Source organism: Hymenobacter sp. UYAg731 (genome assembly GCF_054061335.1).
The window spans coordinates 56463-76495 of the sequence record NZ_JBSSEC010000006.1 but is presented as its reverse complement, the minus strand read 5'-3'; the positions used below and the strand labels follow the sequence as shown (position 1 = coordinate 76495).

At 62.9% G+C, this 20033-nt stretch carries 13 protein-coding genes; 9 read left to right on the top strand and 4 right to left on the bottom strand.

Translation table 11 applies throughout. From position 1 onward, the window contains the following. Window positions 1-367 precede the first annotated feature (367 nt). The 9 genes from ACVWYF_RS18375 (at window position 368) to ACVWYF_RS18335 (ending at window position 14446) form a co-directional block, all read left to right on the top strand. The gene (locus ACVWYF_RS18375) at window positions 368-2773 is read left to right on the top strand and encodes a beta-glucosidase (protein ID WP_457070711.1); all 2406 of its coding nucleotides are present in this window, start codon (window positions 368-370) and stop codon (window positions 2771-2773) included. Window positions 2774-2844: 71 nt separating this feature from the next. Beyond that, a complete protein-coding gene (locus tag ACVWYF_RS18370; RefSeq protein ID WP_457070709.1) occupies window positions 2845-6009 on the top strand; it encodes a SusC/RagA family TonB-linked outer membrane protein in 3165 nt (1054 codons plus the stop codon). 48 nt (window positions 6010-6057) lie between these two features. Beyond that, window positions 6058-7572 (top strand): RagB/SusD family nutrient uptake outer membrane protein, encoded by a 1515-nt coding sequence (locus ACVWYF_RS18365; RefSeq protein WP_457070707.1) that lies wholly within the window; start codon window positions 6058-6060, stop codon window positions 7570-7572. A gap of 40 nt (window positions 7573-7612) precedes the next feature. Continuing rightward, window positions 7613-8866 carry a PKD domain-containing protein gene (locus tag ACVWYF_RS18360; protein ID WP_457070705.1) on the top strand — a complete coding sequence of 418 codons (1254 nt, stop codon included), beginning with the start codon at window positions 7613-7615 and terminating at the stop codon, window positions 8864-8866. A gap of 29 nt (window positions 8867-8895) precedes the next feature. Beyond that, the gene (locus ACVWYF_RS18355) at window positions 8896-9771 is read left to right on the top strand and encodes a glycoside hydrolase family 16 protein (RefSeq protein WP_457070703.1); all 876 of its coding nucleotides are present in this window, start codon (window positions 8896-8898) and stop codon (window positions 9769-9771) included. A gap of 207 nt (window positions 9772-9978) precedes the next feature. Continuing rightward, window positions 9979-10809, top strand: a complete 831-nt coding sequence (locus ACVWYF_RS18350) for a glycoside hydrolase family 16 protein (RefSeq protein ID WP_457070701.1) — start codon at window positions 9979-9981, stop codon at window positions 10807-10809. Between the two features lie 63 nt (window positions 10810-10872). Beyond that, entirely contained in the window at window positions 10873-12315 is a 1443-nt protein-coding gene (locus ACVWYF_RS18345) for a T9SS type A sorting domain-containing protein (protein ID WP_457070699.1), read from the top strand. A 104-nt stretch (window positions 12316-12419) separates the two neighbouring features. Beyond that, window positions 12420-13331, top strand: coding sequence for a LysR substrate-binding domain-containing protein (locus ACVWYF_RS18340; RefSeq protein WP_457070697.1), 912 nt, complete (start codon window positions 12420-12422; stop codon window positions 13329-13331). A gap of 83 nt (window positions 13332-13414) precedes the next feature. Beyond that, window positions 13415-14446: a YeiH family protein gene (locus tag ACVWYF_RS18335; protein WP_457070695.1), complete on the top strand. Its 1032-nt coding sequence runs from the start codon at window positions 13415-13417 to the stop codon at window positions 14444-14446. Between the two features lie 160 nt (window positions 14447-14606). Here ACVWYF_RS18335 and ilvC read toward each other — a convergent pair whose 3' ends face one another. The 4 genes from ilvC to ilvD all read right to left on the bottom strand — a co-directional run bounded on the left by ilvC (window position 14607) and on the right by ilvD (window position 19996). Beyond that, window positions 14607-15668 (bottom strand): ketol-acid reductoisomerase, encoded by a 1062-nt coding sequence (gene ilvC / locus ACVWYF_RS18330; RefSeq protein ID WP_457070693.1) that lies wholly within the window; start codon window positions 15666-15668, stop codon window positions 14607-14609. 82 nt (window positions 15669-15750) lie between these two features. Further along, a complete protein-coding gene (gene ilvN, locus ACVWYF_RS18325; protein ID WP_457070691.1) occupies window positions 15751-16353 on the bottom strand; it encodes an acetolactate synthase small subunit in 603 nt (200 codons plus the stop codon). Between the two features lie 156 nt (window positions 16354-16509). Further along, entirely contained in the window at window positions 16510-18312 is a 1803-nt protein-coding gene (gene ilvB / locus ACVWYF_RS18320) for a biosynthetic-type acetolactate synthase large subunit (protein ID WP_457070689.1), read from the bottom strand. Continuing rightward, window positions 18281-19996 carry a dihydroxy-acid dehydratase gene (gene ilvD / locus ACVWYF_RS18315; RefSeq protein WP_457070688.1) on the bottom strand — a complete coding sequence of 572 codons (1716 nt, stop codon included), beginning with the start codon at window positions 19994-19996 and terminating at the stop codon, window positions 18281-18283. Before ilvD ends, ilvB begins: the two co-directional genes overlap by 32 nt. Window positions 19997-20033: the final 37 nt, after the last annotated feature.

Genomic DNA, 20033 nt, shown 5'->3' with positions numbered 1-20033 from the left:
GCCCAGTAGCTAGGAAGAGATAGATGATGCGTGTTTTTTTTCGTTTCACGCCGCTTCTTTTCATTGTTTTTTAGCCTGAGGCGGAAAATTCGAAAACGCTTTGGCTACTTATTTTAAGCGGGAATACGAAAAGAGTGCGTGTGCAGCAAGCGTATAAGCCCTGCCGACACCAATGGAGGAAACGGCCAAATGGAGCGTTTACAGGCATTTTTCAGTTGAATTTGCCAAACACAATTCCTTACATTTGGATAACTGAACAATCCAGATGGTTTCACTCTCCTCTCTGTTTCACACTCCTTTACTCTCCGGCCGGTCCTCGGTATTGGTGGCGCTGCCTCTGTCTTCGATATGGCGGAGTTTACTACTAATGGTGCCGCTGGTAGCCGCCTGCCAGCGCGGGGCCGTACCAATGGCTACCACTGCGGTACCGGCTGAATCCACCGCAGCGGAAATCCCACCGCCCACCTTCAGTCCCCGCGTGCAGCAGCTGCTGGCGCAGATGACACTGGAGGAGAAAATCGGCCAGATGACCCAGCTGAATATTTCGGCAATAAATCATACTGGCACCAACGGCGATGTATCCCTAGACTCGGCCAAAGCAGCGGGCTTAATCCGGGATTTTCATATTGGCTCCTTCATCAATGGGGAGGCGGTGCCGGCCGGGCAATGGCTGCGCTACTCGGCCGCGCTGCAACGCATTGCCCTGCGCGAGTCGCGGCTGCACATCCCCATGATTTATGGCATCGACCACATGCACGGGGCCAGCTACGTGGGCGGTACCGCCATTTTCCCACACAATATCAACCTGGGAGCCAGCTTCAACCCGGCTCTGGCCCGGCAGGCGGCCCGCGCCACTATCCTCGAATCGGCGGACCTGGGCCACCACTGGGTTTTCGCCCCAGTGCTGGATTTAGGCCTGAACACCTACTGGCCGCGCTTCTACGAAACCTTTGGCGAAGACCCGCTGGTGGCGGCCACGCTTGGCACGGCGTTTACCGTTGAGCTTCAGAACAATACCGAGATTGCGCCCTACAAAGTTGCCGCCTGCGGCAAGCACTTTCTGGGCTACTCCGACCCGCGTAACGGCTGGGACCGTACCAACGCCCTCATTCCCGACCAGCGCCTCCAGGAGTTCTTCCGGCCTTCGTTCCAGGCCGCAATCGATTCCGGCCTGAAATCCATTATGATTAACTCGGGCGAAATTAACGGCGAACCGGTCCACGCGTCCAAGGCCATTCTCACCGATTTGCTGCGCCGCCAGATGGGTTTCAAAGGCGTGGCCGTGACCGATTGGGAGGACATCAACCGGCTGGTGCGCGTGCAGAAAGTGGCCCCCAACGAGAAGGAAGCCACCTGGATGGCCATTGACGCGGGCGTGGACATGGCCATGACGCCCTACACTACCGATTTCTGCCGCATCGTGAAAGAGCTGGTGCAGGAAGGCCGCCTGACGCAGGCCCGCATCGACCTTTCGGCCGGCCGGATTTTGCAGATGAAGGACGAAATCGGCCTGTTTGAAAACCCTATGCCCCGCGCCGACCGCCTCAGCCGCATCGGCGACCCGGCCCTGCGGGCGCAGGCCGTGGCCGCCGCCCGCGAAGGCGTGGTATTACTTAAAAATGAGCGCAATGCGTTGCCATTGGCCCCGGCCCGCGTGAAGCGGCTGCTGGTCGTTGGCCCCTCGGCCGACTCCCGCGCCAACCTCTGCGGCGGCTGGACCCTGGCCTGGCAGGGCCGTACCGAAGACGCCTATCCGAAAGACGTGCCCACGCTGCTGGAGGCTTTGCACCGCGAATATCCGCAGACTAAAATTGAGATGCTGCCCTACCGCGATGCTACCGGCAAAATGCTACTGGCCAGTATATCTGCTGCCGCCAAGCAGGCAGATGCCGTGGTGTTGGCCCTGGGCGAGCGGCCTTACACTGAAGGCCTGGGCAACACCTCGGACCTGACCCTGCCCGCCGACCAACAACAGCTGGCTCAGGCGGTGCAGGCCAGCGGCAAGCCTACGGTGCTCATCATAATTGGTGGGCGGCCAAACATTATCCGGAGCGTGGCCGAGGGTTCATCAGCCATTATATGGGCGGGGCTGCCAGGCTACGGCGGGGGTACGGCGCTGGCCGAAATCATCAGCGGCAAGACCAATCCGAGCGGCAAGCTTCCGTTTACCTACCCACAGTTTGCTGGCCACATCACCAACTACCACCACGACAACAACGAGAACAGTCTCGATTTGAGCGACTTCGGCGCAGGATATGAACCGCACGGGGCTAAGTACAAAAGCTCGATGCTGACGGAGTTTGGTGAGGGACTGAGCTACACCACTTACGCCTATTCCGGGCTGGTGCTGAGCGACTCGGTGCTGACCGGGCCGGCCGCCCGGCTACGCGCCACGGTGCGCGTGGCCAACACCGGCTCCCGCGCCGGCCAGGAAGCCGTGCTCTGGTTCCTCACCGATGAGATTGGCCGCGTGGCCCGCCCGGTACGGATGCTGAAGCACTTTGAAAAACAAGCCTTTCCCGCTGGCCAAAGCCAGCAGCTGACCTTCGACATTGAGCCGCTACGCGACCTGAGCTACCCCGACGGCCAGGGCCACCCGCAGCTGGAAACCGGCTGGTATACCCTGCGCGTGGGCTCCCAGATGGCGCGGTTCCGCTACGTAGCGGGGCCGGTGGCCAGCACGTCCCCGGCCGCCGGCAAAGCCACCGGGGCCGTGCGCCCGGCGCTTGACCAATCGCGCCCCGGCATCGCTACGGCGGCTGCGCCGCACTAACCATTTCACCAACTTACCGGCTGCTTTCGGGCAGCCAACTCCTTCGCTTACCGCTTTTTAAAACTCCCACCATGAAGCGAAAATTTTACCTGATTGCGCTGCTGCGGCGCACTACTGTATTGCTGGCCTGCGGGCTGCCGGTACTGGCCGCCGGTGCGCCGGCTGTGGCAGCCACCCACCCGCTGGTGCGCCCGGCCGCCGATGTGCCCGTGACCGGGCGCGTGACCGGTGCCGATGGGACCGGCGTGCCCGGCGTAACCGTGCTGGTGCGCGGCACCGCCATCGGCACTTCTACCTCGCTTGACGGCACTTTTTCGCTCACCGCGCCCGAAGGCAGCACGTTGGTATTCAGCTTTGTAGGTTTCACGACCCAAACAGCTGTCGTGGCCAGTGGCACGCCCGTAAACATCACTCTGCGCGAAGATGCGCAGAAGCTGAACGAAGTAGTGGTAGTGGGCTACGGCACCCAGGACCGGGGCAGCGTTTCCAGCGCGATTTCCTCGGTTTCGGGGCACGACATTGCCACGCAGCCGGTGGCCGACCCCACGCAGGCGCTGCAAGGCCGTGCGGCGGGCGTGACCGTGACGCAAAACTCAGGCGCACCGGGCGGGGCGGGCGGCACGGCGGTGCGGGTGCGCGGCATCACGTCGGCGGGCAACAACTCGCCGTTGTACGTGGTGGATGGCTTTCCGCTGCCGTCGTCGGATGCGGAGGGTAAAAGCGTGGAAAACCAGTTGAACGCCATCAACCCTAATGATATTGAGACGATTGACGTGCTGAAAGATGCGTCGGCCACGGCCATCTATGGCTTGCGGGCAGCCAACGGCGTGGTCATCATCACCACGAAGCGCGGCAAGGCGGGCACGTCCAGCATTAACCTAGATGGCTACCGGGGCGTGCAGCAGGTGTGGCGCAAGCTCGACTTGCTGAATGCGGAGCAGTACGCGGTTATCAACAACGAAAGCATTCTGGCTCAGGGCTCTTCTCCAATTCAGGAAAAGCTGCGCGACCCGAAATCATTGGGCGCGGGCACGGATTGGCAGAAGGCGGTTTTCCGGCCCACAGCCGTGATTCAGAGCTACAACCTGAGCGCGGCGGGCGGCAGCGAGAAGGCGCGGTACGCGGTTTCGGGCGGCTATTTCCAGCAGGACGGCACGCTGAACGGCTCTAATTTTGAGCGGTTTACGCTGCGCGCCAATGGCGACATTCAGCTCAGCAAGCGCGTGAAGATTGGCAACAGCCTGTCGGTAACGCACCTGAGCGACCGGCAGCTCAACACCGGCAACGACGAGTTTGGGGTGTTGAACAACGTGTTGCAGGCCCCGCCGGTGCTGCCGGTGTACCGGCCCGATGGCACCTGGTACGAGGCCACTAAGGCCGACAACTACGTGGAGCCCAACCCGGTGCTGCAATCGCTGATTGAGAACAAGAAATTCAGCCGCAACCGGGTGCTTTCCACGGTGTTTGCCGAAGTGGAGCCGCTGAAGAACCTGCGTTTCCGCACCAACGTGGGCGTGGATTTGATTTTTGACAACGGCAGCAGCTTCACGCCCTCGCTGGGGCCGAACTCGCCGCGCAACGGCACGGGCACAGCCGGCGCGAGCTCGTTTTCCAACTACAACCCCGGCTACCTCATCGAGAACACGCTGACGTATGACCGGCTGTTTGCCGAAAAGCATCAGGTGACGGTCCTGCTGGGGCAATCGGCCCAGGAGTTCAACTTCAACTCGGTGAGTGCGAACCGCATTGGCTACCTCAGCAACGACCTGCAACAGCTCAACAACGGCCCCCAGACCAACCAGACCAACAGCGGCACCAGCAGCCAGACCCGCCTGGCCAGCTACTTCGGCCGGGTGAACTACGACTTTGCCGGCAAGTACATTTTCTCGGCCACGGTGCGCTACGATGGCACTTCGGCGTTTGCCACGGGCTACAAATTCGGCTTCTTCCCGGGCGCTTCGGTGGGCTGGCGTTTGTCGGAAGAGGCGTTCATCAAGAACATTACCGTCATCAGCAACCTGAAGCTGCGAGCGGGCTACGGCCGCGTGGGCAACCCCCTGAACGCCGGGCAGTTTGCCTACCTGGCGACCATCAACACGGGCATCACCTACCCGTTTGGGCCGACCAACGTGGCCACGGGCACGCAGACCATCAACTCGGGCGCAGCCCCTACCCGCGCTCAGAACACGCAGCTGCGCTGGGAAGACAACGTGCAAACCAACATTGGGGTGGATGTAGGCCTGTTCGGCAACCGCATCGAGGCCTCGGTGGATGTGTATAACCGCCGCTCGCCCAACCTGATAAACAACGTGCCGGCCTACCTCGTGACGGGTACCTACGAGGCCGTGCCCACCAACTCGCTGGTGTCCTACAACCGGGGCATCGACGTTTCGCTCTCGACCCGCAACCTGGTGGGCGGCGACGGCGGCCTGACCTGGACGACTTCGGCGGTATTCTCGGCCTACAAAAACCAGGTGGAGGACCTGGGCACGGGCGGCACGGCCTTCAATGGCACCGTCAACCGCAACGGCACGGCCCTGGTGCGCTACGACAAGGGCCAGGCCTTCGGCGCGTTTTACGGCTATGTGGCCGACGGCCTGTTTCAGACGACGGAAGACGTGAAGAACCACGCCACCCAGACCGTGAACCCCGACCCCGGCAAAAGCACCGGCCCCGGCGATATCCGCTTCAAGGACCTGAACGGTGACGGAAAAATCACGGACGCCGACCGCACCTTCATCGGCAACCCCAACCCGACCTTCACCTACGGCCTGAACAACACGGTGAGCTGGCATGGGCTGGACCTCAACGTGTTCGTGCAGGGCTCGCAGGGCAACGACGTGTACAACCTGAACCGCGTGTACACCGAAGGCGGCCTGTATAGCAACGGCAACAGCAGCACCCGCGTGCTGGGCCGCTGGACCGGCCCCGGCACCAGCACCGACGTGCCCCGCGCCATTGCCGGCGACCCCAACCAGAACCTGCGCGTGAGCAGCTACTTCCTCGAAGACGGCTCCTACCTGCGCGTCAAAACCCTGACCGTGGGCTACAACCTACCCAAATCCCTCACCCAGCGCGTGGCCGCCCAAAGCCTGCGCGTGTACGTGACCGGCCAGAACCTGCTGACCCTCACCAAATACACGGGCTTTGACCCGGAGCTCGGCGGCCGGGGCATCGACTTCGGCGTGTATCCGCAGTCGCGGGTGTACCTGGCGGGTGTGAACATTGGCTTTTGATAGTCCGGCCGCCTTTTCCCAACCAGTCGCCTTTATCTCTCCCACCAGATGAACTTCCTCCCCAAAACCGCCGCCGTGAGCTTTCTGCTGAGCCTGGGCCTGCTGACCACCACGGGCTGCGGCGAAAAATTCCTCGACGAGGCTCCCCGCGACCAACTCACGACCCAGAATTTTTATAAAACCGAGACGGATGCCATCCTGGCCACCAACGCGGTGTACTCGCAGCTGAGCCGCAAGGGCCAGTACAACTACTCGCTGTGGGGCATCGGCGACATCATGTCGGACAACTCGAACACCGGCGGCGGCGGCGGCGGCGACGGGGCCGAGGAAATTCAGCTCGACCAGTTCAACATTCCCAGCAGCAACCCCATGACCGGAGCCCTGTGGTCCGGCTGCTACGTGGGCATTGGCACGGCCAACCTGGTGCTGCAAAAGGTGCCCGCCATCACCAGCATGAGCCCGGCCATCCGGACACGCTGCCTGGGCGAAGCGCAGTTTCTGCGGGCCAAGTATTATTTCGACCTCGTGCGCTGCTTTGGCGATGTGCCCTTGCTGACCACGCCGCCCGCCAGCCCGGCCGATGCCGCCATTCCGCGCACGCCGGCCGCCAAGGTCTACGAGCAGATTATCAGCGACCTGCAAGCCGCCAGCACCAGCCTGCTGGGCAGCTACAGCGGGGCCGACCTGGGCCGCGCCACCAAGTGGGCCGCCATGGGCCTGCTGGCCAAAGTGTACCTCACGCTGGGCAACAAGGCCGAAGCCGCCCGCCTAGCCCAGCTCATCATCACGACCGGCCCGCACAGCCTGTGGACCAACTATGGCGACAACTTCAAGCTGGAAAACGAGAACGGCAAGGAGTCGCTCTTCGACGTGCAGTTTGTGTACGACCCCTCGCAATCCTACGATTTCAACCATCTGGGCTTCGTGGGCAACGAGTTTTTTGCCCCGCGCGGGCAGGGCCTGGCTCCGCAGGGCGGCTACGGATTCAACATCCCAGAGCCCAACTTCGTGGACGGCTACGAGGCCGGCGACCGCCGCCAGGCCGTCACCATCTTCAAGCCCGGCGACCCGTATCCGGCGGGCAGCACCTACCCTTCGCAACCCGCCGCGCTGGCGGGCTCGCCCAACGGCTACAACGTGCGCAAGTGGCTGGTGCCCAAAACCGTGACCAACGTCTGGGACTCGCCGCTGAATATTTCGGTGCTGCGCCTGGCTGAGGTGTACCTCATTGCCGCCGAAGGCCTGGGCGCTACTACCGATGGCTACAAGTACCTCAACATCGTGCGCCGCCGGGCTTTTGGCGAAGACATCACCAGTGCCTCGCCCCAGCCCCACGACCTGAACAGCAACAACACCAACGACTTCGACGCGGCCGTGCTGCGCGAGCGCCGCTACGAGCTGGCTTTCGAAAACGACCGGTGGTTCGACCTCAAGCGCACCAACAAGCTGCTCAACAACGCGCACCTTATCAGCAAGGGCATCAAGCCTTTCAACATCGTGCTGCCCATCCCGCAGTCGGAGCGCGACGCCAACCCCAACCTGACGCAAAACGATGGTTACTAAGCGCCCTGGTCCATTCCCACCCCTGCTATCCTCCGTTCTCATGCGTAGTTCTTTCCGTCAATCTGTGTTGCTGCTGGCCCTGGGGGCCGTGGCGTTGGGCTCGTGCCGCAAAAAAGAGGTAGGGGAGCTGGAAGGCCCCGTGCCCACCGCTGGCTTCACCGTGGCCCTGAACACGACCGTGTACCCGGTGGTGGCCACCTTCACCAACACCAGCGCCGACGGTTTCCTGTACCAGTGGGATTTCGGCGATGGCTCGCCCCTGGCCACCGGCCGCGATGTGACCCACACCTACACCCTGCCCCGCACCTACCAGGTGAAGCTGGTGGTGGCCGGCCGGGGCGGCACGAACACCGCGCCCGTCGATGTTACGATTCCGTCCGGCTGCGGCAATGCGGCGTATTCGGCCCTCGTCGACTGCGGCAAGTCGAATGCCACCAGCTGGACGTACTCCGACCAGCCGGGCGCTATCAAAACTTTCGCGGCCAATGGCACTACGCAGCTCACCGCGTCGGCCGCGCCGCTGCCCGACTGCCAGGGCGACGACCAGTTTCAGTTTGACCAGTATTTCAACTATACCTACGACGGCGGCGACAACTGCGGCGCGAACCTGAATGGGAAGAGCGCCTTCATTTTCCGGCCCACGGCCAATGGCCTGGGCCAGATTGTGTTGCAACGCCCCAGGTCCTTTATCGGCCTCACGGATTCGGTGGTGAATAAAACCTACGACATTGTGGAAGCCACGACCACCGTGCTGCGTCTGCGCGGCACCAACCCCAACGGCACCATCACCGAAGTAACGCTGGTGCCCACCCCGCCGCCGCTGGTGCTCACCGAGCGTCGCCTCACAGGCGGCGGCTCGCGCACCTGGATGCTCGACAACACGGTGGCCAACGCCATCACGGTGGGTACCGAAGCCGACCCTACGACCTACTTCCCCGGCGGGGCCCTGGGCAGCCTGCCCAACTGCCAGGCCGACGACGAATACACATTCACGAGCAGCCACAGCTTCATTTATGATGCCAAGGCCGAGACATTCGTGGCGGGGGCCTATTCCTGCCAGGCTCCGCGCTCGGTCAGCACTACGTTCACGTTTGGGCAGGCCGTGGGCGCGGGTGTAGGGCAGTTTGTGCTGGCCCCGCCCGCCTCGCCCACGGCCCCCGCGCCCTTCATCGGGGCCACCGATGCCGGCCCGGACCGCACGTTCCGCATCCTATCCATCAACAACCGCACGATGGTGCTGCGGACCGTGGGCGCACCGGGCTCGGTCTTTACCTTCAAGATGCGAGTAAAATAAGTCTTCCTCTTATCCTTTTCGATATTCCCATGACGCTATTCCCTTTTTCCCCGACGCGCCTTGCGCTTGGCTTCGCCGCCGTGGCACTGGCCGCCAGCGGCTGCACTCAGAACCCGCCCGGCCCGACCATTGTCGAAACGGCGGCGGTAACTCCGGAGGCCGTGAATGCCACCATCATGCCCTACGCCAGCTACCGCACGCTGGCGTGGAGCGATGAGTTTGATGGTGCCTCGCTGAACGCCCAGAAATGGGTGCCCGAAATAAAAGACGTGTGGTACAACAACGAGCTCCAGGCCACCACCGACTCGCGCACCAACCTGGCCGTGACCAGCGGCAACCTGGTCATTACGGCCCAGCGCGAGGCCTACCACGGCCGCGCTTACACCTCGGCCCGCATCAACACCAAGGGCCTGCGCGATTTCACCTTCGGCCGCCTCGACATCCGCGCCAAGCTGCCCAAGGGCAAGGGCCTCTGGCCGGCCATCTGGATGCTGGGCTCGAATGACAGCCAGGTGAGCTGGCCGGCCTGCGGCGAGATTGACATCATGGAGCTGCGCGGCAGCACGCCGCAGGTGAACGTGAGCACGCTGCACTTCGGCAACAGCGTGGCCACCAAGCCCCAGCCGCTGTCTACCACCTATGCCCTGCCCGGCGGCGATTTTTCGCAGGACTTCCACACCTTCAGCATCATCCGGGCGCAGGACAAAACCGAGTGGTACGTGGACAGCGTGAAGTACTTCACCACCACCCAGGCCCAGGCCTCGCCCTACCCTTTCAACAACCCGTTTTACATGATTCTGAACGTGGCCGTGGGCGGCGACTTCGACGGCAACCCCGACGGCACCACCACCTTCCCCCAGCAGATGCTGGTGGACTACGTGCGCTACTACAAGTACAAGGAGTAGCCCGGCGCGATACCGCCGTTCATTCCGGCCGGGGCTCTGGTGAGATGCTCCGCCGGATTGGGCGTTGGCCGCCGGCCCAGTGGGTCGGCGGCCAATAGGTTCCGGTCTGACAAGTTGAAAGAAGCACGTTCTGATAAACAACGACAACCGGTCAGACCGCCTAGGGCGGTCGGACCGGCAGGCCCTGCCCTTACCTGACTCATCCCCATGATTTCCACATTGCTATCCGGCTTACTGTTGCTGCTCAACGGTACTACGCCCGCTCCGAAAGCGGCCGTGGCCCCGCCACGCTACACGTTCAGCAAGCTGGCCTGGAGCGACGAGTTCAACTACGCCGGCCTGCCCGATTCTACGAAGTGGACCTACGACGTGGGCGGCAGCGGCTGGGGCAACAAGGAGGAGCAGTATTACACGAAAAAGCGCCGCGAAAACGCCCGCGTCGAGGGCGGCAACCTCATCATTGAGGCCCGCAAGGAGGCGCTGGTGGCCGGCAACGGCTACACGTCGGCGCGACTGGTATCGCGCGGCAAGGGCGGCAGCCAGCTGTATGGGCGGTTCGAGATTCGGGCCAAAATCCCGGGCGGGCGCGGCACCTGGCCCGCCATCTGGATGTTGCCCGACAAGAACCCCTACGGCAACCACGGCTGGCCCGACAACGGCGAAATCGACATCATGGAGCACGTCGGCTACGACCCCAACGTGATTCACGCCACCACCCACTGCAAGGCCTACTACTTCCGCATCAACACCCAAAAAACGGGCATTACCAAGCTACCCGACGCCATTTCGGCCTTTCATACCTACTCGCTGGAATGGACGCCCGAAACCATCACGGCCCAAATTGACGGCCAAATCTATTTCGCCCACCGCAACGAGGGCACCGGCTGGGAAACCTGGCCCTGGGACCAGCCCTTTCACCTGCTGCTCAACATTGCCGTGGGCGGCGAGTGGGGCGGCCAGAAGGGCATCGACGAAGCCGCCTTCCCCCAGCAGATGGTGGTGGACTACGTGCGGTTTTATCAGCTGAAAAAGGAATAACCAACCAGACCTAATTCCCATAACCCCAATCCCAATTTTTTTCACATTCTCACCAATTCCCACATGAACAACTTTACCAAACTACTGTGTGGCGCTGCGTTAGCTACCGGCGCGACCCAGGCGGCTTCGGCCCAGACCCTGTACGACAACTTCGAGACGACGCGGATTGTGTCGTACCCGACGGTGGAAGGCACGCTCGTGCAGAACGCGCCCAATCCCGGCAGCACTGCCGTGAACAGCAGCAGCACCTGCGCCTCCTACGCACGGGACGGCGGGGCCCAATACGCCGTGCTGGTGGTGAAGCCCAACAACGCCCGCATGGCCAGCGTGGCCGCCTACGCCACGGGCGGGGCCAAACGCATCAGCGTCAAGTTCCGCAGCCCGGCGGCGGGCGTGACGGTGGGCGTGGTGCTGCAAAACAGCACCAAGTCGAACGGCATGCCTTATCCCGGCGGCAAGTTCGGTACCGAGTTTACGGCCGTCACCACGGTGGCCAACGCCTGGGAAACCCTCACCTTCGCCCCCAGCGTGGCCGGTGGCGGCAACTTCGACCCGACGGTAACGGCGACCGATATCGACCAGATGCTGTTTCAGGTGGCCCCCGGCACCAATAACGCCAGCACCTACTACCTCGACGACATTATGGGGCCGGAACTGCTGGCCGTGGTGCCACCAACCAACCTGGCCGTGCGCCAGCTCTACGACAACTACGAGGGCACCCGCGCCATCAAGTACATCGCCTACAAAACATCCGGCGGCCTCAAGATTGACACACTGAACAACTCGGTGAGCGCCGCCAACCCCAGCGCCCACGTGGCCCGCTACACCCGCTCGACCAACCAGTACGATTCCTTCGTGATGCAGCCCCGTGGCGCGGCCCTGGCCGATGTCTCGAACTTCAAAAACACCACCGCTACGGCTCTGCACATGACGCTCAAGGTGTTCAGCGTCGCGCCGGGCGTGCTCTACCAGATTACCCTCCAGGACTCGACGGTGGCCGGGGCCACCAACTACCCGGCCGGCCGCAACTCGGAATATACCGCCACCACCACGGCTACCAACGCCTGGGAAACCCTCAGCTTCAACTTCGTGAACTCGCCCAGCGGTACGCCCAACACCGGCCTGAATGAAATTGTGCTGCTGGTGGCCCCCAATACCCTCGTCCGTCGCAAAGTATACCTCGACGACTTTTTTGGTCCGAGCCTGGTGGGCTTCGTGTCGGCTACCCGCACGGTGCAAACGGCTTCGGCGGCCTTCGCTCCGGCCTACCCCAACCCCACGTCGGGCCTCACGCAGCTGCCTTTCAGCCTGCAAAAGTCGTCCGTAGTGAGCCTGGCCGTGTTCGATAACGTGGGCCGCCGCGTGGCTCAGCTCATCGACGGCGAAACCCGCGCCGCCGGCCAGTTCACGGCCGAGCTGAATGCGGCCAAGCTGGCCCCCGGCCTCTACACCTGCCGCCTCACGGTGGACGGCGTGGCCCTGAGCCGCCCGCTGAGCGTGGAATAGTGCTCCACTCTTTCATCCCCATCTGACAGCCGTTACCAACGCCCCCACCAAATCTGGTGGGGGCGTTGTGCGTTTTCAACGAACCCAACGACGTACTTTGGGCCATGTCCGATTTTCGCCTTCGCGTATTCGAGGCTGTGGCCCGGCACCTGAGCTTCACCAAAGCGGCCCAGGAATTGTTCGTGACGCAGCCCGCCGTCACCAAGCACATCCACGAGCTGGAGAAGCACTACGGCCAGCGCCTGCTGGCCCGGCGCGGCAACCGCGTGGCCCTCACCGAGGCCGGCCGCCTGCTCCAGGGCCACGCCGAGGCCGTGGCCGCTTCCGCCCAACAGCTTGCCGACCAACTGCTGGCCCTGCGCGACCCCGACGAAGCCGCCGGCCGCCTGCGCCTGGGGGCCAGCACCACCCTGAGCCAGTACGTGCTGCCGGGCGTGCTGCCCGCCTTCCAGGCCCGCTACCCCAACGTGCAGCTCACCCTCACCAACGCCAATTCCGAGCGCATTGCCGAAGCCCTGCTGCGCGGCGAGCTTGACCTGGGCTTCGTGGAAGGCCGCTCCCGCAGCCGCGACCTGCACTACGAATTGCTGCTGCCCGATGAGCTGGTGGCCGTGCGCCGCGCCACCCCCGCCGGCCCGCCCGCCCAGCCCCTGCCCCCGGCCCAGGCGCTGGCCCACCCGCTGGTGCTACGCGAGCGCGGCTCGGGCACTCTCGAAGTGCTGGAGTTTGCCTTGCGCGAACTCAAAATCAAGCTCAGCACGCTACCGGTGGCCTTTTATTTCGATAACACCGAAGCCATCAAAGGCTACCTGGAGGCCGCGCCCGAGGCGTTGGGCTTTGTATCGCGGCGGGCACTGGCGCGCGAGCTGGCCGCCGGGCTCCTCGAAATCGTGCCGATTGAGGGGCTGGTTTTGGCGCGCCGGTTTGAGGCGGTGTGGGTGCAGGGGCAGCCGCTGGCACGGGCGGCCCAGCGGTTTCTCAGCTTCATTCAGCAGCAATTGAAGCCTTTGGTATAACCCCAGGTAATTTGGAATAACATTTTTCGATTACCTTCCCGGTAGGTATCGCCGTAAATTTGAGGCAACTAATCCGCTGTCTCATGGCCCACCCCACCCTATCGCCACCCACCGCGCCCGTGCCCGCCGACCCGGCCGATACCACGGGCACTTTCCGGCACTTCCACACGCCCCGCGTGCTATTCGGGCAGGATTTCACCCTCAGGCAGGTGGTGTTCGGGCTGCTGCTGGTGTTCTGTCTCACGCCGTGGGCCTCGCCGCCCATTGCCCTGGCGCTGGGCCTGGGGCTGGCCCAAACCATCGGCAATCCATTTGGCAGCCAAACCAAAAAGGCGACGGCCAAGCTGCTCCAGTTTTCGGTTATCGGGCTGGGTTTTGGCATGAATGCCCACGCGGCGGTGCAGGCCGGCAAAGAGGGCATCATTTTCACGGTCGTGTCCATTTTCGGCACGCTCATTCTGGGCTTTTTTGCGGGCCGGTGGCTGGGGCTGGGCCGGCATGTGGTACACCTCATTTCGTGCGGCACCGCCATTTGCGGCGGCTCGGCCATTGCGGCCATCGGGCCGGTGCTGCGGGCCAAGGACGAGGAGATGTCGGTGGCCCTGGGCACGGTGTTCGTACTCAATGCCATTGCGTTGTTTGCCTTCCCGCCCATCGGCCACGCCCTGGCCATGACGCAGAACCAGTTTGGCCTGTGGTGCGCCATTGCCATCCACGACACCAGCTCGGTGGTGGGCGCGGCGGCGGCCTACGGCAATCAGGCCCTGGAAGTGGCCACCACCGTGAAGCTGGCCCGCGCCCTCTGGATTATTCCGGTGGCCATTGGCACAGCCATGATTTTCAAGCAAAAGGGCGTCAAAATCACCATTCCCTACTTCATCTTCGGATTCATTGCCGCCATGCTGGTCAACACCTTCGTGCCCGCCGCCAAGCCGCTGGGACCGGTGATGGTGACCCTGGCCAAAATTGGCCTCACGGTCACGCTCTTTTTTATCGGCGCGGGCTTGTCGGCCAAGGTGGTGCGGTCGGTGGGCGTGAAGCCTTACGTGCTGGGCATCCTGCTCTGGCTGGTAATTTCGACCAGTTCGCTCTACGTGATTCTGCACACGGTGTAGATAATTCAGCGGAGGAATCATGCCGGTCACCGACCACCGTTCGGAAGCTTTTTGGGCGAAGCCGCAAGGTGGTTGGAATAGTGTAGAGACGAATCTATGCGTCCCGTCGTCCGTCCCGTACGGCCAAAATCATTTCGCGACGAAACGCACAGATGCGGCTCTACGCCTCCACTTTTTCCGCTGCTTTGGAGCGCAGCTGGCGCACGGTCGCGCCGGTGGCCCACAGCTCAGACTCGCGCACTTCCTTCAGCTCGGCTTCCAGCTCCTGGCGGTAGTTGGGCGTGGTGCCGCGCTCGATGGTGCGGCGGGCTTCCGCGCCGCTGGCCACACTGTCGTACAGCTCATTGAGGACCGGCAGGGTGGCTTCGCGGAAGCGGCCTTTCCAGTCCAGCGCGCCGCGCTGGGCGGTGACGGAGCAGTTGGCAAACATCCAGTCCATGCCGTTTTCGCCCACCAGCGGCACGAGGCTTTGGGTGAGTTCTTCCACGGTTTCGTTGAAGGCCTCGGAGGGCGAGTGGCCGCGCTGGCGCAGCACCTGATACTGGGCTTCGATGATGCCGGCCAACGCGCCCATCAGCACGCCGCGCTCGCCGGTGAGGTCGGAGTACACTTCCTTCTTGAAGTCGGTTTCGAACAAATAGCCCGAGCCCACGCCGATGCCCATGGCAATGGCTTTTTCCCAGGCCTTGCCCGTGGCATCCTGGAACACGGCGAAGGAAGAGTTCAACCCGCCGCCGGCCAGAAACAGGCGGCGCAGGCTGGTGCCGCTGCCCTTGGGCGCGACGAGAATCACGTCCACATCGGCGGGCGGGATGATGTTGGTCTGGTCGTTAAAGGTGATGCCGAAGCCGTGCGAGAAGTACAGCGTTTTGCCGGGCGTGAGCTTGCTTTTGAGCATGGGCCACAGCGCAATCTGGCCGGCATCAGACAGCAGGTTGCAGATGATGGTGCCGCGCTCGGCCGCTTCTTCCAGCGAAAACAGGGTTTCGCCTTCCACCCAGCCGTCGCGGATGGCGCGGTCCCACGACGGCGTGCCCGCGCGCTGGCCCACGATGACGTTGAAGCCGTTGTCGCGCATATTCAGGGCCTGGCCCGGTCCCTGCACCCCGTAGCCGATAACGGCAATGGTGTCGTTTTTGAGGTATTCCAGCGCCTTAGCGAGGGGGAATTCGTCGCGGGTAATGACGGTTTCGTCGACACCGCCGAAGTTGATTTGGGCCATGTTGGTTGGGGGTTGTAGCGCGAACTTTTAGTTCGCGCATGGGTTGGAAAAAATCGTTCGGGTCGCGAACTAAAAGTTCGCGCTACATGGTAAACACCGCGTCGCGGCTGTTCAGAAACTCGTTTTCGGCCACGTCCTCGCCCGGCTCGCGGCGCTCAAATTCGCGCAGCTTGTGGTTGAAGCCGTCGCTGGCTTTGATGATGGCGATGCGGGCCGAGCGCACGAACTCGATGAGGCCGTACGGCTGCAAAACCTTAATCAGCGCGTCGGTTTCCTCGCGGTGTCCGGTCGTTTCAAACACCGTATAATCCTTGCGGATGACTACGGCGCGGGCCCCGTTTTCGCGCAGCAGGCGCTCCACGGAGGCCTTTTCGGCGATGATGTCGGTGGGCACTTTGTAAAGGGCCATTTCCTGCCAAATCACATCGGAGTTGGTGTTGTAGTACACTTTCAGCACCTCCACCTGCTTCTCAATCTGGCGGGCCAGCTTGCTCACCACGTCCTCGGTTTCGGTGATGACGATGTTGAAGCGGTGGATGCCTTCGATTTCAGAAGGCGACACGTTCAGGCTCTCGATGTTGATTTTGCGGCGCGAGAAAATGATGGCAATGCGGTTGAGCAAACCCACCTGGTTTTCGGTGTAGGCCGTGATGTTGTATTCCTGGCGGTCGGGTTGGTGGGACATGGTTTCTGGAGTTAGTAACCGTCATGCAGAGCGTAGCGAAGCATCTTTACTGCTCAATGCAATCAATTCAAATGGGTTAGTGGTGGCGGGCAAGATGCTTCGTCTCTGCTTGATGCGCAGAATGCTCTGCGTGACGGGCTACCACAATCGTTCTGCCTACCGCAGCCTTATCTCGGCCACGCTGCACCCTTGCGGCACCATCGGGAAGATGTTGTTTTCCTTGGCCACCAGCACCTCCAGCAGGAAGGAGCCGGGGTGCGCCAGCATCTTTTGCAGCGCGGGCCGCAACTCCTCCCGCGCCTCCACGCGCTGGCCGGCGATGCGGTAGCCGGCGGCCACGGCCACGTAATCGGGGCTCTGGATATCCACGAACGAGTAGCGGCGGGCGTGGAACAGCTCCTGCCACTGCCGCACCATGCCCAGGAATCGGTTGTTGAGGATGATGATTTTCACCTCGACGCCGGTTTGCATGATGGTGCCCAACTCCTGAATCGTCATCTGCACCCCGCCATCGCCGATAATGGCCACGACCGGCCGTTCCGGCACACCAAACCTGGCCCCGATGGCGGCCGGCAGCGCGAAGCCCATCGTGCCCAGCCCGCCGCTGGTGATGTTGCTGCGGGTGTGGTTGAAGCGGGCGTAGCGGCAGGCTACCATCTGGTGCTGGCCCACGTCGGTCACGATGATGGCTTCGCCCTGCGTCAACTCGTTGAGCTGTTGCAGGACTTCACCCATGGTCAGCTCCTCGCCGGTTGGGAACAGTTCGTCGTGTATCACCGCGGCCACTTCCTCGGCCATATAGTTCTGAAAACGCTGGTGCCATTCGGGGTGGGTTTTGGGCTCGATGAGGGCGGTGAGCAGCGGTAGGGTTTCCTTGCAATCGCCCCACACGGGCACGGTGGCAGCCACGTTTTTGTCGATTTCGGTGGGGTCGATGTCGAGGTGGATGACCTTCGCTTGCTTGGCGTACTTGTCGAGGCGGCCCGTTACCCGGTCGTCGAAGCGCATGCCGATGGCGATGAGCACATCGCACTCGTTGGTGAGCACGTTGGGACCGTAGTTGCCGTGCATGCCCAGCATGCCCACGTTCAGCGGGTGTTCGGTGGGCAATGCGCCCGCACCGAGGATGGTCCAGGCGGCCGGAATGCCGCTTTTTTCGATGAAGGCTTTGAACTCCCGCTCGGCTTTCCCGAGAATCACGCCCTGGCCCCAGAGCACGAACGGCCGCTGGGCCTGGTTGATGAGCGCGGCCGCTTCGCGCAGGTACTCGGGCCGCACGATGGGTACCGGCCGGTAGCTGCGGATGTGCGTGCAGGGCACGTAGGGCGCGAAATGGAACGGCTGGAGCTGAGCATTTTTGGTAATATCGATGAGCACCGGGCCGGGCCGGCCGCTGCGGGCAATGTAGAAGGCCCGGGCCAGCGCCTCAGGAATTTCCTCGGCCTTGGTCACCTGATAATTCCACTTCGTGACGGGCGTGGTGATGTTGATGATGTCCGTTTCCTGAAAAGCATCGGTGCCCAGCAAATGCGCGAACACCTGCCCCGTGATGCACACCAGCGGCGTGCTGTCAATGAGCGCATCGGCCAGGCCGGTAACCAGATTGGTGGCCCCCGGCCCGCTGGTGGCAAACACCACGCCCACCCGGCCCGAGGCCCGCGCATAGCCCTGCGCCGCGTGGATGCCGCCCTGCTCGTGCCGCACCAGTACATGGTTCAACCGGTCGGAATAGTCGTAAAGCGCATCGTAGATGGGGATAATGGCCCCGCCGGGATAGCCGAAAATCGTATCCACGCCCTCGGCCAGCAGAATGTCGAGCACGGCCGTGGCCCCGGTGGCATTGGGCGCGGGAACAGTCGCTTCGGAGGCCTCACCCGCGACGGAAACAGCACCGGTTTCCGCAGTTGCTACGCCCATTTCGGCGGTTTCAGGCCGGGTTGGTGGCTGGTTCACTAACATGGCTCTCTTCCAGTAAATCGGTGATGCAGCCGTGGCTGGCGTCGCTCACAGTGCGGATGTATTTGAGGAGCACGCCTTGGCGCACGTTGGGGCGCGGGCGCTGCCACTGGGCGCGGCGCAGCTTCAGCAGGGCCGGCTCAAGCTGGATGTCGATGGTGTTGGCGGCGGCGTCAAGAATAATCCAGTCGCCGTTTTCGACCAGTGCGATGGCCCCGCCGTCGTAGGCCTCGGGGCAGACGTGGCCCACCACGAAGCCGTGGGTGCCACCCGAAAAGCGGCCGTCCGTAATCAGAGCCACCTTATCGCCCAGCCCGGCCCCGATGATGGCCGAAGTCGGCTTCAGCATCTCCGGCATGCCCGGCCCGCCCTTCGGCCCCACGTAGCGAATCACAACCACCTGCCCGGCCTGAAGGCGGCCCTGCGTGATGCCCTCGTTCAGCGCTTCCTCCGAGTCGAACACGTTGGCCGGGCCTTCAAACCGCAGGCCTTCCTTGCCCGTGATTTTGGCCACCGCGCCGCGCGGAGCGAGGTTGCCGTAGAGAATCTGGATGTGGCCGTCGGCTTTGATAGGGTTATCCAGCGGGCGCAGCAAATCCTGCTCCGCGCCCAGCGGCTGCACGTCAGCCAGGTTTTCGGCCAGGGTTTTTCCGGTCACGGTCAGCAGGTTGCCGTGGAGCAGGCCGGCCTCGAGCAGGGTTCGCATCACGGCGGGTACGCCACCCAGGGCCGACAGGTCTTCCATGAGGTATCGGCCGCTGGGCTTGAGGTCGGCCAGCACCGGCACGCGGTTGCTCACGGCCTGGAAATCCTCCATGCTCAGCGGCACGCCGGCCGCGTGGGCAATGGCAATGAGGTGCAACACCGCGTTGGTGGAACCGCCCAGCACGGTGACGACGACCAGCGCATTCTCAAACGCCGCCCGCACCAGAATGTCGCGGGGCTTGATGTCGCGCTCCAATAAAAGCCGCAGGTAAGCCCCGGCGTCGAGGCATTCCTGGTTTTTCTCCACGCTCACGGCGGGCAACGACGACGAAAACGGCACGCTCATGCCTAGCGCCTCGATGGCGGCGGCCATGGTATTGGCCGTGTACATGCCGCCGCAAGCGCCCGGCCCGGGGCAGGCATTATGGATGATGCCGGCGTAGTCCTCGTCCGAAATCTGGTCCTGCAATTTCTTCCCGTAGGCCTCAAAGCACGACACGATATTGAGCTGCTGCCCCTTAAACGTGCCGCCCTTGATGGTGCCGCCGTACACCATCAAACTGGGCCGGTTGAGGCGCGCCATGGCGATGAGGGCGCCGGGCATGTTCTTGTCGCAGCCCACCACGGTGGCAATAGCGTCGTAGTTATGCGCCCCCGCCATGGCCTCAATGGAGTCGGCGATAATCTCCCTCGATACCAGCGAAAACCGCATCCCCGGCGTGCCGTTCGTGATGCCGTCGCTCACGCCAATGGTGTTGAAGCGCAGCCCCACCAGCCCCTGCGCCTGCACCCCGATTTTCACGCCGTCGGCCAGCGCGTTGAGGTGCATGTTGCAGGTGTTGCCCTCAAAACCCGTGGAGCAGATGCCCACGAACGGCTTGCGCAAGTCCGCATCCGACAAGCCCGAGCCGATGAGCATGGCCTGCGCGGCCGGCAAGCTATCGTCCTGGGTGTAGATGCGGCTGTATTTGTTGAGAATCATGGCAGGGGTTGGGTAGGCGTTGGGAAAATTGTTCGTC

Bases quoted from the DNA above. Each gene is read 5' to 3' on its own strand.
- ACVWYF_RS18355 (WP_457070703.1), top strand. From the start codon at position 8,896: ATGACGCTATTCCCTTTTTCCCCGACGCGCCTTGCGCTTGGCTTCGCC.
- ACVWYF_RS18340 (WP_457070697.1), top strand. From the start codon at position 12,420: ATGTCCGATTTTCGCCTTCGCGTATTCGAGGCTGTGGCCCGGCACCTG.
- ilvB (WP_457070689.1), bottom strand. From the start codon at position 18,312: ATGTTAGTGAACCAGCCACCAACCCGGCCTGAAACCGCCGAAATGGGC.
- ACVWYF_RS18370 (WP_457070709.1), top strand. From the start codon at position 2,845: ATGAAGCGAAAATTTTACCTGATTGCGCTGCTGCGGCGCACTACTGTA.
- ACVWYF_RS18365 (WP_457070707.1), top strand. From the start codon at position 6,058: ATGAACTTCCTCCCCAAAACCGCCGCCGTGAGCTTTCTGCTGAGCCTG.
- ACVWYF_RS18335 (WP_457070695.1), top strand. From the start codon at position 13,415: ATGGCCCACCCCACCCTATCGCCACCCACCGCGCCCGTGCCCGCCGAC.
- ilvN (WP_457070691.1), bottom strand. From the start codon at position 16,353: ATGTCCCACCAACCCGACCGCCAGGAATACAACATCACGGCCTACACC.
- ACVWYF_RS18345 (WP_457070699.1), top strand. From the start codon at position 10,873: ATGAACAACTTTACCAAACTACTGTGTGGCGCTGCGTTAGCTACCGGC.
- ACVWYF_RS18375 (WP_457070711.1), top strand. From the start codon at position 368: ATGGTGCCGCTGGTAGCCGCCTGCCAGCGCGGGGCCGTACCAATGGCT.
- ilvC (WP_457070693.1), bottom strand. From the start codon at position 15,668: ATGGCCCAAATCAACTTCGGCGGTGTCGACGAAACCGTCATTACCCGC.
- ACVWYF_RS18360 (WP_457070705.1), top strand. From the start codon at position 7,613: ATGCGTAGTTCTTTCCGTCAATCTGTGTTGCTGCTGGCCCTGGGGGCC.
- ilvD (WP_457070688.1), bottom strand. From the start codon at position 19,996: ATGATTCTCAACAAATACAGCCGCATCTACACCCAGGACGATAGCTTG.
- ACVWYF_RS18350 (WP_457070701.1), top strand. From the start codon at position 9,979: ATGATTTCCACATTGCTATCCGGCTTACTGTTGCTGCTCAACGGTACT.